The sequence below is a fragment of the Haemophilus influenzae genome (assembly GCF_003494325.1).
In the GTDB taxonomy this organism is placed as follows: Bacteria; Pseudomonadota; Gammaproteobacteria; order Enterobacterales; family Pasteurellaceae; genus Haemophilus; species Haemophilus influenzae_I.
The window spans coordinates 1-12,899 of the sequence record NZ_QQIK01000008.1 but is presented as its reverse complement, the minus strand read 5'-3'; the positions used below and the strand labels follow the sequence as shown (position 1 = coordinate 12,899).

The window sequence follows — 12,899 nt, the reverse complement described above, 5'->3', positions numbered from 1 at the left end:
ATACCCCATCACTTACATGAGGAAAACATTATGAACGCCAAAGTTTTAGAAAAGAAATTCATCGTCCCCTTTGTGCTTATTACTAGCTTATTTGCTCTTTGGGGATTTGCCAACGACATTACCAATCCGATGGTTGCGGTATTTCAAACAGTAATGGAAATTCCAGCCTCAGAAGCGGCATTGGTACAATTAGCTTTTTATGGAGGATACGGCACAATGGCTATTCCTGCGGCATTATTTGCCAGTCGCTATAGCTACAAAGCGGGGATTCTTCTGGGGCTTGCTCTTTATGCAATAGGTGCATTTTTATTTTGGCCAGCTGCACAATATGAAATATTTAATTTCTTTTTAGTCTCCCTTTATATTTTAACCTTTGGGCTTGCTTTTTTGGAAACCACTGCCAATCCTTATATTCTTGCAATGGGAGATCCGCAAACAGCTACACGTCGTTTAAATTTCGCACAATCATTTAATCCGCTTGGTTCAATAACAGGTATGTTTGTTGCTTCCCAGTTAGTCCTAACGAATCTTGAATCTGACAAACGTGATGCTGCAGGAAATTTGATTTACCACACCCTGTCTGAAGCAGAAAAAATGGGGATTCGCACCCATGATTTAGCTGAAATTCGCGATCCTTACATAGCACTTGGTTTTGTCGTAGTTACAATGTTTATTATCATTGGGTTGAAAAAAATGCCTGCTGTAAAAGTAGAAGAAAGTGGACAAATTAGCTTTAAAAGTGCAATAAGCAAACTGGCTAAAAAAGCTAAATATCGTGAGGGTGTGATCGCACAAGCCTTTTACGTGGGTGTTCAAATTATGTGTTGGACATTTATCGTACAATATGCTGAACGTTTAGGCTTCACTAAAGCTGAGGGGCAAAACTTTAACATCATTGCTATGGCTATTTTTATTAGCCGTCGCTTTATTAGCACGGCATTAATGAAATATTTAAAAGCAGAATTTATGCTGATGCTCTTTGCTATTGGTGGTTTTTTAAGTATTCTCGGAGTTATCTTTATTGACGGTGTATGGGGTCTATACTGCCTAATTTTAACCTCAGGTTTTATGTCTTTAATGTTCCCTACCATTTATGGTATTGCCCTCTATGGCTTAAAAGAGGAATCGACATTAGGAGCTGCAGGTTTAGTAATGGCTATTGTAGGCGGCGCATTAATGCCACCACTACAAGGAATGATTATTGACCAAGGCGAAGTTATGGGACTTCCAGCAGTAAATTTCTCCTTTATCCTACCATTAATCTGTTTTGTAGTAATTGCCATTTATGGCTTCAGAGCTTGGAAAATACTTAAATAGCCAAAATATTGTTTTTATCTGCATCATTAAGAGTATATTTAAGCTTCTTCACTCAAATGATGCAGATTATGAGCATAAAATCTAACAGACTGAAAGTACTTATACTTGAAAAAACTAAACAGGATCTAGTTAAACAGATAACGAATGGCACGCCCTAAAGGATTCGAACCTTTGACCCACGCCTTAGAAGGGCGTTGCTCTATCCAGCTGAGCTAAGGGCGCATTCAAAGGATTTCTTTTATAAAAATTTCAAGAAAATACGAAAGAAGTGGTCGGCGAGATAGGATTTGAACCTACGACCCACTGGTCCCAAACCAGTTGCGCTACCAAGCTGCGCTACTCGCCGACAAGTGCGGTCAATTATAAGTTTGTTTTTATTTCAGTCAATGAAATTTTTGATTTTTCAACTTGATTGTTCAAAATTATTCCACTTTAGGAAAAATCCCCCTTTTTCATTGTAAAAAAATCATTGTTCGTTAAAATAGCAAACGCTTTCTTTTTCATCACATAATCATATTAAGGATAGCTCAATGACCGCAAAAATCATCTCTGGTACTGAACTTTCAAAACAAATTAAAGCTAATTTAGCAGATAAAATAACCCATTATATTGAACAAGGAAAACGCGCTCCAGGACTTGCTGTAATCCTCGTTGGTGCTGATCCTGCCTCGCAAATTTATGTGGGCAATAAACGTAAAAGTTGTGAAGAAATTGGTATTCTCTCTAAATCTTATGACCTCCCTGAAACAACTACGCAAAATGAATTATTAGCGATTATTGACCAACTTAACGCAGATAAAAATATTGACGGTATTTTGGTGCAACTCCCCTTACCAAAACAAATTAATGCGGAAGCCATTATTGAACGTATCGATCCTAAAAAAGATGTAGATGGCTTTCATCCTTATAATGTTGGGCGGTTATGCCAACGTATTCCAACTTTACGAGCTTGTACACCTTATGGTGTGATGAAACTATTAGAAACAACGGGCATTGATTTACACGGCAAGCACGCAGTAATTGTAGGCGCATCTAATATTGTCGGTCGCCCAATGTCTTTAGAATTATTACTAGCAGGTGCAACCGTCACAGTAACACATAGATTCACTAAAGATTTAGAAAACCACGTTCGCCAAGCAGATATACTTGTCGTCGCGGTAGGTAAACCAAATTTAATTTCTGGCGATTGGATCAAAGAAAGTGCGGTAGTAATTGATGTTGGAATTAACCGTGTAGATGGAAAATTAGTAGGCGATGTAGAATTTGACAAAGCAGCCGAAAAAGCGGCGTATATTACGCCAGTACCTGGTGGTGTTGGACCAATGACTGTTGCAATGTTGATGAGCAATACGCTTTATGCTTATGAACACAATAAATAGCTTTTGTATAGAACTGTTATAAAAAATGGGTTAAAGCTTTCATTTGCTTTAACCCATTTATTTAAATGGCTTTATTGTACTTCTCACGTTTAAATTTATAATCTTCAATCATCATTTAAACTTAAAAGTAAACAATCCTATATCATTTAAGCCAGAACATATAAGCTACAGTGGCAATCACGACAACACAGACTAAATTCAGTAAGAAACCAACTTTGACCATTTCACTTTGTTTTACTTGACCAGATCCAAATACAATTGCATTTGGTGGCGTCGCCACTGGTAGCATAAAGGCACAAGATGCACCAATACCAATAATTAATGCTAAACCAATTTCTGGCATACCCAATGATTGAGCGATAGAAATAAAGATAGGTACAAGTAACGCCGCACTCGCTGTGTTAGAAGTAAATTCAGTTAAGAAAATAATGAACGCCGCAACTAATAAACCAATAAGATAGAAATGTTGTCCATCAATCATAAAAACAATACTATCCGCTAAAATTTTACTTGCACCAGAATCCTTCAATACAGCACTTAATGTTAATCCACCACCAAAAAGCATTAATACGCCCCAATCGGTATTTGATTGAATTTGTTTCCAACTTGCAACACCTGTTGAACAAATAACAATTGCCGCCAATAGGGCTATGATACTATCAAAACTTGCAATATTTTTTTGTAAGCCTAGCAACTCTGAAATAAACGGATTAATTTTACCGCTAAATATCCACGTTAAAGCAATGACTGAAAAAATAATAAACGTCAATATACGCATAGGATTCATTTCAATATTTTCAAAGGTCTGTTCAAAATTGAGATGAAGTTTTGGTTTGAAAATAATGTAAAGAATCCCAATCATCAACGGCAACAAAATAATCATTATTGGTAAGCCATACCATAACCAATCAGAAAAAGTTAAATTTAAATTACTTGCTACAATTGCATTTGGTGGACTTCCTACAAGGGTTCCCATACCACCAATTGATGCACTATAAGCGATCCCTAATAGCACAAACACATAAGTATTATGATCTTTTTCACGATCAAGCTGGCTTAAAATACCCATTGCAAGCGGTAGCATCATTGCAGCAGTTGCAGTGTTACTCATCCACATAGAGAGAAAAGCTGTAATCAAAAAGAGATAAATAACTGCGATAAATAAATTACCGCGTGCTAGTGCCATAATCTTATTGGCAATCAATTTATCAAGTTTTTGAATATGCAATGCTGTCGCCAAGGAAAAGCCACCAAAAAATAAAAATATTGTCGGATCAGCAAAACCAACTAAAGCTTGTTTAGTGCTAACTAATCCCAATGCCACAGCCAAAAGTGGAACTAATAACGCAGTAATAGTAACGTGCAATGCCTCACTTAACCAAAGTACTGCGATAAAAGCTAATAATGCCAAACCAGAATTAGCTTTTGGTTCAAAAGGTAATACATTTAATAACACAAAAAACAGCACAATATCTAAAATAAAAATAATGCCGTTTTTATGACTTTTTAAAGATGCCATCTCACCCATAAAGTTCCTCCGTTAGGGCTATCACTTAAATAGGGTTCAATGTTAAATGAATGTTATAAAGATGCAACGAGCAATATTCAGAAATGTGATCGAGAACAACAAATTTTAATAAAAAACACGGTGTACTATTATCTTTATTCCAAAAATTGGACTATTCGCTCAAACAGAATTAAGTATATTTATTAATCATTTTATTTCCCTAAATATTCAAATTCATGCTATCATCAATACCAATAAAATATTGGTTCATATCAAAGGCAGGTTTTGCTGCTTTATCTTGACTTACAATTCGAGCTGGCACACCCGCTGCGGTGGCATATTCAGGAACAGGGTTAAGCACAACAGAGTTTGCGCCAATTTTAGCGTATTTGCCCACTTCAATATTACCAAGAATTTTTGCTCCAGCCCCAATCATAACACCCTTGCGTACTTTTGGATGACGATCGCCCGATTCTTTTCCTGTACCACCAAGCGTTACGCCTTGCAAAATTGAGACGTCATTTTCAATTACAGATGTTTCACCCACAACAATACCTGTTGCATGGTCGAACATGATTCCGTGGCCAATTTTCGCCGCAGGATGAATATCTACATCGAAAGCTACTGAAATTTGATTTTGTAAATAAAGAGCAAGGGATTTACGATTTTGATTCCATAAATAATGGGTAATTCGATAGCTTTGAATTGCGTGGAAACCTTTTAAATAAAGCAATGGAGTGGACCACAATTCTACAGCGGGATCTCGGTGGCGGACAGCTTGGATATCGCAGGCAGCACAATCAATAATCGAAGGATTAGCTTGATAGGCTTCCTCAATAATTTCTCGGAGAGAAATAGCTGGCATAATAGGATTGGCTAATTTGTTAGCCAATAAATAACTTAGCGCACCGCCCAGATTTTGATGCTTTAAAATTGTAGAGTGAAAAAAACTCGCAAGCATAGGTTCGTTTTCAGCAAGTTCTTTGGCTTCTTGGCGAATATGTTGCCACACATCTAATGTCATAATTTCTCCTTTTATTCGCCTTTACATTCTCGCCCCAAAAGGCTGATTGCTACATCTTTTGCACTTTTACCACAAAACAGCATTTGATAAATTTGTTCTGTAATCGGCATTTCCACACCTTGTCTTTGTGCAAGCACATAGGCTTCTTTTGTATTATAAAAACCTTCCACGACTTGCCCAATATTTTCCATAGCCGTTTGGGCATCTAATCCTTCACCTAGCATTAATCCAAAACGTCGATTGCGCGATTGATTATCGGTGCAAGTTAGCACTAAATCGCCCAATCCAGACATTCCCATAAATGTATTGGTATTTGCACCGAGCGAGATACCTAAGCGGGTAATTTCTGCAATACCTCGAGTAATCAGTGCTGTACGAGCATTTACACCAAGTCCCATTCCATCTGAAATACCTGCGCCAATTGCGATCACATTTTTAATTGCACCACCAAGTTGAACGCCAATCATATCCGAATTTATATAGACTCGAAAATGTTTACTACAATGAATACGAGACTGAAATTCCCGCGCGAATTGCTCGTTATTGGCAGCAAGCGTAATAGCTGATGGTAGACCTTGCGCTAATTCTTTTGCAAAAGTTGGTCCAGAAAGTACAGCTAGTGGATATTGCGTTCCGAGTTGTTCTTCAACTACAGTTTGTAGTAAACGCCCTGTGTTACGTTCCAGACCTTTTGTTGCCCAAATTAATCGGTGATGGGCTTTTAAGTGCGGTTTGATTTTTATAAGAATTTCACCGAAAGCATGGCTTGGCATCACGATTAAAATATCTTGAGAATATTCCATTGCTTGTGCAAGATTACTTTCTAAATGAAGATCCTCAGGAAAGATGACATCCGGCAAAAAACGATAATTTTGTCGTTCTGTCTGCATTTGTGCGATATGGGCGGGATTGTGCCCCCATAAGTAAGTGGGAGAACCATTGCGAGAAAAGGTAATTGCCAGTGCAGTTCCATAAGATCCCGCACCTAGCACAGTGATTGGTGTTTGCGAAGTTATCATATCCACAATTTATCCAGTAAAAGATGGAATAAGTATAGATATATTTGCACTCCCTATCAACTACAGGAAAATATTACTTATTCATTGGACGGAATTTAAACGGCACAATGGATATGCCATTTTTTCCATTTTGTAGTTGATAAAATTGAGGATAGTTAAAATTATGTTGAACGATATTGTAAGGATTTTTATCGCCTTCCTGTTTGGCATTTTGATAAAGCTGATTAATCTCCCGCACTTTTTCGTCTTTTTCTCCATCACAATGGCGATAGATTTCGAGATGATTAGATTCATCTAAAATGTAAACATTGAAGCTATGATCGGAATTATCTTCAAAAAAGAATTGTAGGAATCCTTCACTTGCGAAGGCATCCATTTCTGGTGGATAGCGACGACTTTCTTGGTTTGTCTCGCCATCTTCAATTGGCGTTTGTAAAACTTCGTCAAAATCTACCGCACTTTCAGCTTCATTACAGACCGATTCATTTCCGATTTCTTGTAAGCTGATCCCGCGATCTTCAAAAAATAATTGCCAGTTTTTACCCGCTACGCGTAAGCGCGACGTTTGGCAAGGTTGTTGAATATCGCCTACTTGGATGCTAACGCATCGATTGACTAATCCCATCACTAATTGTCGTAAATCTTGGCGATAACGTTCGCTATAACAATAGACTTGGATGAAATCTGGGCGATTAACGCCACGATAAATTTTGTTAGAAAGCACTTTTAGTGCAAGCAAAATAGCATTTTGCCCTTCAAAATGGAGCGTTCGGATTTCGTTCCACACGTTGCGATAAGTAAAATCGATACTGCCTACAAGGCTTTGTTCGAGCGATCCAAAACTAAATAAATCTCGCGATGAAATACCTGTTAATACTTCTTCTACTTTGGATGTTGGATCTACGGTAAGATTTATGGCAATAAACAGGCTACGAATTTCGCATTGATTCAATAAATCGCTATTTTTAGGTTGTTTGGCAATTGTGCTTGGAAAAGACTGACGTAAGTTAGTGACAAAGCGTTGTAATGTATTTAAAGTCACATTTTTGCTAAAAATTGACAATTCAGTTTTTTCAGTGAGTAAATGATTGAAATAAGCCCAAGAAACTAATTTATTCAGGCTTTCTCCGTATTCAATCACACGTTCTTTAGAGAACATAATATGGTGCGTTGGTTGATTGATAAGATACCAACCATCTTTAAAATGTTTATTACCGAGAACTTCCACAAAAGTCAGGTGTGCTTCTGATAAATTGTGAGATATCTGTGTGTTGAGTAAGGACACTTTGCCGGGAAGTTCTTCAAAAGCAGTATAAAGTTTGCGAGAAAGAATGTTGATATCTTGTGGCACGACGCTCGAGTGAATGTGATGCTTTCGTGCAAATTCCACTAAATTACGATAGCTCAACATTAAAAATTTCATTATGTTATCGTGGTTTTCTTTTACTGCCTTAATTTTCCAAAATGGACGCTTATTGAGATGTTTTACCGTTTCTGTAGACCATCCCCATTCTTGCGCAAGGATTTCCATATAACGAATACGCCAATTATTAGTTTGGTAACGCGCAAAATCTTCCGTTGCTTTCACATAGAAACAACGGCGCACAAAATCCAAACGTTTAAATTCAGAAAGTGCGGTTAAATATTGGGTTACTTTTGCAAGAATGGCAATGTAAGGATCAAAATGGTGATCAGGATTGGTATTGTCTGTAAGTAAATCTCGCTTAAAAGTGCGGGCAATTAAGCAAGTGTTCGGGTATTCTTTGGAATAGGCTTCCAACAACAAAATTTTGAGCACAGATTTATAGGGCGAATCAATCCCTTTATAAAGATGCCATAAACTGGCACCGAAATATTCGTTTGCAGAAAATTGTCCTAAACCGCCGAAATCCACCCAATCATTTGGATCAATTTCCCCTTCCGTAATTAAACGCGCCACCTCTTTTTCATAGTCTTTTTCATTTTCCACCCATAAATGCAACCAAAGTAGAGGTTTACCAGCCAAACGTACGGCGGAGCGATAGAACTCATCAAGCAATAACATATATTGCGCAGAGCCGCTATTTTCAATAGTTAGTGGATCAGCATAATGTTCATTGCGGAAACGTTGTTGATCCATCAAATAAAAATTAATTTCCACATTAAATTGCATTGCCCATTCACTAATCCGCTTGGCTTTTTGAGTAAGAAGTGTATATTCATCTGGACTCAAGCCATCACGGACACAAATCCAAGTATCAAGATCTGAAGAAGAGGTTTGACTTATTGAGCCAAAGCTACCCATTACATAAACGCCTAGAATTGGTGGTAAAACTTCGTGAAAATTTACCGCACTTTTGAGTGTTGATGGCTTATGATCGGCATAGTGAATACTGTATTCATTGGTGAGCCATTTTTTTTGATAATCAGAAGCAAGGAAATTCGCAATGCCAGAGGGGGCGTGAATAACATAGCCGGGAAGTTGCGGATGGTTTAGGTGTAGAAGTAAAGGTGCAATCGCTAAAACGTGTTGGAATGCATCACCTGAACCTTGTAATGCACGCTCAAAACGGCGTTGATCCAAGACGCTAACCCATTGTTTTGCTTGTGCTAGATTACATTCCACGTGGTGTCCCTACCAGAACAACAAAAATTGGCGAACAATTTACCACTTAGGGAGTATAAATGCAAAAAAATGTGACATAAATCACAATTTTTTTAAAATATATTATAAGTTTTACCTATCAACAATCAAAATGACTTTTTTACCTAAGAGTGGTAGGATAGCAGCTAATTTTATTGCGTAAATAGCTTAATTCTGCCGATATAAAAATCTATATTTTCTATTATTAGTGGATAGCTTGATATTTTTCTTATCAACGCAAAAGTATTATAAAATACCTTACTCAATATCACTTATTAAGGAATTGATATGGCAAAAGAGCAACCTAACGATCTCACTGAACAACTCACAGATACGCAAAAAACAGCAGTTGAACAAACTGAAACAATGCAATCTGTTCCGCAAACTATTGTGAAAAAAACAGGTACAGCATTAAGTTTATTCGCAATACTTGTTGCGCTAAGTATTGGTGGAGCTGGATACTATTTTGGTCAGCAGCAAATGGCTAAAATTCAACAGAAATTAACCGCACTTGAAAATCAAACGGGAGCAGATCTTTCCTCAAATAATACCAACAACAATAAACGACTTACACAATTAGAACAGGGTTTAAAAACTGCACAAGAAAATATAGCGCAACTGGAACAATTGATTGTGAGCAAAACAGGGGAAATAACATCCTTACAAACTCAAATGAAACAAATAAATCAGCTTGCCATCGCACAGCAACCTAGCGATTGGTTATTTTCCGAAGCTGATTTTTTACTAAATAATGCCCTGCGTAAACTTGTTTTAGATAACGATGTTGATACAGCGGTTTCTTTATTAAAATTAGCTGATGAAGCCCTCGTCAAGGTTAATAATTCACAGGCAAATGAAATTCGTAGTGCAATCAATCAAGATTTAAAACAACTCCTTTCACTTTCAAGTGTGGATCAAAATGCGGTAATGCAAAAACTGTCACAGCTTGCAAACACAGTCGATGAATTACAAGCTTTGAATGTAAATTTTGATGAAACATCTAAAAATAATGATAAATTATCGAACAACATTACTGACTGGCAACAAAATATTGAAAAAAGTGCAACCTCTTTCCTAAATCATTTTATTCGTATTTCGCCAAAACAAAATTCAAATAAAAAAGAATTACTTGCACCAAATCAAGATATTTATCTTCGTGAGAACATTCGTCTACGTTTACAGCTTGCAATTATGGCAGTTCCTCGTCAGCAAAATGAACTTTATAAGCAATCTCTAGAAGCTGTTGCTTCTTGGGTTCGTAGCTATTTTGATACAAACGCTGAAGTAACACAAAATTTCTTAAAATTAGTAGATGGATTGACTGATACTTCTATTTATGTAGATGTACCAGAGCAATTAAAAAGTTTAACATTACTTGACAAATATCTTAATCGTACAGCTTTAGATCTACAAAAAGTGGAAATTGAAGCAGACAAGGCGATTGATACAATGCCTCAAGTAGAAGCTGTTAAACCAACACAATCTGAATCACAACAATAAGGATAAGTCTATGTTTAGAGTGCTTTTTTTAATGCTGACATTGCTTGTAGGACTTGTAGCAGGGCCTTATATTTCTGGTCAGCAAGGTTATGTGCGCATTGAGACAGCAAATCGTATTATAGAAATGTCCATCACTACCTTAGTGATTTTTTTCATTATTTCTTTAGCAATAATTTATGCTTTTGAATGGGGCATCACTCGTTTCTTTCGTTTAAGTCGTAGCTCTTATCAATGGTTTTCTAATCGCAAACGTGTAAAAGCACAAAAACAAACCCTTGAAGGCTTGGTAAAAATGAATGAAGGGGATTACGCTAAAGCAGAAAAATTAATTGGCAAAAATGCTAAACATTCTGCTGAACCTGTACTAAATCTCATCAAAGCAGCAGAAGCCGCTCAACAACGTGGCGACGAATTTAGTGCAAATCGCTATTTAATTGAAGCAACAGAATTAGCCGGCTCTGATAATTTGCTCGTGGAAATTGCCCGTACTCGCATTTTATTGCAACAAAACAAGTTACCTGCAGCGCGCAGTTCTGTAGATAGCTTATTAGAAATGGCTCGTCGCAATAAAGAAGTATTAAAACTCGCAGTAGAAATTTATCTTCGTTCTAAAGCCTATCAAGCTCTAGATAAAATTTTAGACAATGTTGCGAATAGCGGTTTATTCAATGATGAAGAATTCAAAGATCTTCGCTCTAAAACCGAAAATGGTTTACTCGACGAGAAAATGAACGAAGAAGGAATTGATGGCTTACTAACTTGGTGGAATCAGCAACCTCGTCATCGCCGTAACAATATTGAACTTAAAATTAGCCTTATTCAACGTTTAATTGACTGTAATGATCATGAATCAGCTACTGAATTGACATTTGAAATACTGAAAAAACTCGGTGACAATACAGCAATCAGTTTACCTCTTTGTACTCAAATTACACGTTTACAACCAGAAGATAACAGTAAACTTCTCAAGCTAATAGAAAAACGTGCAAAACGTGTGGATGAAAAACAAAAATGCTGTATCAATCGTGCTTTGGGTTATTTATATGTTCGTAACAATGAATTTCTTAAAGCAGCAGATGTATTCAAAAACGTGATCGCTTGCCCTGAACAATTAGAACAAAATGATTTGATGATGGCATCTTATGTATTTGAACAAGCGGGCGATAAAGCATTAGCTGAACAAGTTCGCCAAGAGAGTTTGAAATCAATGATGGCAATTCAGGATGTCATTCCAGAAAGTGCGGAAGAAAAAACAGAAGAAAATTCAACCGCACTTTTAGAAAGCAAATCTGAGTAGCTCAACTAAAAAGACAAAACGCACTTCAAATGAAGTGCGTTTTTTGTTGTTTTGAATCTAAAACTATATATTTTTCAGTTTATTAGAATATAACACCAAACAGAGTGCGATCACCATAATCAAAATTGCTCCTGCAAATAAGATGGTATCCACCGAGCTTTCATGATTAACAATGATTAAACGCAACATCGCAGTGATCCCAGCATAAATAAAATAGCGTAAAGAGAAGTGATATCCGCTTTTAAAATACTGCACAATCAAACCAATAAACCCGAAATATAAGAAAAACATTACTGCTTGTTCAGCAACATCATAAGGTACAACAGACGAAGTGTTAAGCACCATCATAGATAAAGTATAAGTTATTTTTACAAGGGCAATAATAAGCACAATCGCTAGCGCAATCAACGCTGTGCAAAGCACGATTTTCAATACATCAGTAATGATTCGTGGCAATTTTTCTAATTCTGGGACTCTTCCATTTTTATTCCTTACAACAAAATTAAGACTCGTATACTAATGTAAAATTATAAAACTGGTCAAAATTATTTAAAAATAATGTTCAAAAAACTATTACTTATAATATTAAACAAAATTAATTATTAGAAATTATTATATTCCTACGCATTTAAATGCGATCACATAATAAAGTTTATGAATAAATGTCACATTTACACTACAAGAATAGGATTATTTCTCACAAGAAAATTTTTACAATGTAGTAAATTATTGAAAATGAAAGGTTTTTTATGGCAGGGGCGGAGAGGCTCGAACTCCCAACACCCGGTTTTGGAGACCGGTGCTCTACCAATTGAACTACGCCCCTATTGGTATCAATAAACTATGATATGAATTGGCGGAATGGACGGGACTCGAACCCGCGACCCCCTGCGTGACAGGCAGGTATTCTAACCAGCTGAACTACCACTCCGCTAAAAATGATGATTGGCAGTGCCTTACTCTCACATGGGGAAACCCCACACTACCATCAGCGTTACAACATTTCACTTCTGAGTTCGGTATGGTATCAGGTGGATCTATTGCACTATCTCTGCCAAAAATTTTTTATTTTTTTAATTTACTCAATGAATAAACTAAAAAAATAAAACCTGGCGGTGCCCTACTCTCACATGGGGAAACCCCACACTACCATCGGCATTACAGCGTTTCACTTCTGAGTTCGGTATGGTCTCAGGTGGGTCCACCGCACTATCGCCGCCAGGATAATTCTTT

Annotated in this window: 9 protein-coding genes, 4 tRNA genes and 2 rRNA genes; 4 read left to right on the top strand and 11 right to left on the bottom strand. The window is 36.9% G+C overall.

The genetic code is table 11. The features are described 5' to 3' along the window. Positions 1 to 30: 30 nt before the first annotated feature. Positions 31 to 1,317: an L-fucose:H+ symporter permease gene (gene fucP, locus DV356_RS09675; RefSeq protein WP_118806885.1), complete on the top strand. Its 1,287-nt coding sequence runs from the start codon at positions 31 to 33 to the stop codon at positions 1,315 to 1,317. Between the two features lie 145 nt (positions 1,318 to 1,462). On the opposite strand, the gene DV356_RS09670 is transcribed toward fucP, so the two are convergent. Both DV356_RS09670 and DV356_RS09665 read right to left on the bottom strand, forming a co-directional pair. Then, a tRNA-Arg gene (locus DV356_RS09670) sits at positions 1,463 to 1,539 on the bottom strand. A 47-nt stretch (positions 1,540 to 1,586) separates the two neighbouring features. Continuing rightward, positions 1,587 to 1,663, bottom strand: a tRNA-Pro gene (locus DV356_RS09665). 184 nt (positions 1,664 to 1,847) lie between these two features. Between DV356_RS09665 and folD the strand changes: the two genes are divergently transcribed. Continuing rightward, positions 1,848 to 2,696 (top strand): bifunctional methylenetetrahydrofolate dehydrogenase/methenyltetrahydrofolate cyclohydrolase FolD, encoded by an 849-nt coding sequence (gene folD / locus DV356_RS09660; protein WP_105881784.1) that lies wholly within the window; start codon positions 1,848 to 1,850, stop codon positions 2,694 to 2,696. Between the two features lie 142 nt (positions 2,697 to 2,838). Here folD and DV356_RS09655 read toward each other — a convergent pair whose 3' ends face one another. The 4 genes from DV356_RS09655 to DV356_RS09640 form a co-directional block, all read right to left on the bottom strand. Then, positions 2,839 to 4,224, bottom strand: coding sequence for a DASS family sodium-coupled anion symporter (locus tag DV356_RS09655; protein WP_050848930.1), 1,386 nt, complete (start codon positions 4,222 to 4,224; stop codon positions 2,839 to 2,841). Between the two features lie 199 nt (positions 4,225 to 4,423). Continuing rightward, positions 4,424 to 5,227 carry a serine O-acetyltransferase gene (gene cysE / locus DV356_RS09650; protein WP_059358406.1) on the bottom strand — a complete coding sequence of 268 codons (804 nt, stop codon included), beginning with the start codon at positions 5,225 to 5,227 and terminating at the stop codon, positions 4,424 to 4,426. A gap of 11 nt (positions 5,228 to 5,238) precedes the next feature. Next, on the bottom strand, positions 5,239 to 6,246 hold the full coding sequence (gene gpsA, locus DV356_RS09645; protein WP_118806890.1) for an NAD(P)H-dependent glycerol-3-phosphate dehydrogenase: 1,008 nt from the start codon (positions 6,244 to 6,246) through the stop codon (positions 5,239 to 5,241). A 73-nt stretch (positions 6,247 to 6,319) separates the two neighbouring features. After that, positions 6,320 to 8,851 carry a class I adenylate cyclase gene (locus DV356_RS09640; RefSeq protein WP_118806884.1) on the bottom strand — a complete coding sequence of 844 codons (2,532 nt, stop codon included), beginning with the start codon at positions 8,849 to 8,851 and terminating at the stop codon, positions 6,320 to 6,322. Between the two features lie 306 nt (positions 8,852 to 9,157). On the opposite strand from DV356_RS09640, the gene DV356_RS09635 reads away from it, so the two are divergent. Next, positions 9,158 to 10,369, top strand: coding sequence for a uroporphyrinogen-III C-methyltransferase (locus DV356_RS09635; protein ID WP_118806883.1), 1,212 nt, complete (start codon positions 9,158 to 9,160; stop codon positions 10,367 to 10,369). A 10-nt stretch (positions 10,370 to 10,379) separates the two neighbouring features. Further along, positions 10,380 to 11,666: a heme biosynthesis protein HemY gene (locus tag DV356_RS09630; RefSeq protein WP_011961770.1), complete on the top strand. Its 1,287-nt coding sequence runs from the start codon at positions 10,380 to 10,382 to the stop codon at positions 11,664 to 11,666. A 63-nt stretch (positions 11,667 to 11,729) separates the two neighbouring features. On the opposite strand, the gene psiE is transcribed toward DV356_RS09630, so the two are convergent. The 5 genes from psiE to rrf (DV356_RS09605) all read right to left on the bottom strand — a co-directional run bounded on the left by psiE (position 11,730) and on the right by rrf (DV356_RS09605) (position 12,889). Next, positions 11,730 to 12,122 (bottom strand): phosphate-starvation-inducible protein PsiE, encoded by a 393-nt coding sequence (gene psiE / locus DV356_RS09625; RefSeq protein WP_110426402.1) that lies wholly within the window; start codon positions 12,120 to 12,122, stop codon positions 11,730 to 11,732. Positions 12,123 to 12,416: 294 nt separating this feature from the next. Beyond that, positions 12,417 to 12,492, bottom strand: a tRNA-Trp gene (locus DV356_RS09620). A 28-nt stretch (positions 12,493 to 12,520) separates the two neighbouring features. After that, positions 12,521 to 12,597 (bottom strand) — tRNA-Asp (locus tag DV356_RS09615). Positions 12,598 to 12,609: 12 nt separating this feature from the next. Beyond that, a 5S ribosomal RNA gene (gene rrf / locus DV356_RS09610) occupies positions 12,610 to 12,725 on the bottom strand. 48 nt (positions 12,726 to 12,773) lie between these two features. Then, positions 12,774 to 12,889: ribosomal RNA gene (gene rrf, locus DV356_RS09605) — 5S ribosomal RNA — on the bottom strand. Positions 12,890 to 12,899: the final 10 nt, after the last annotated feature.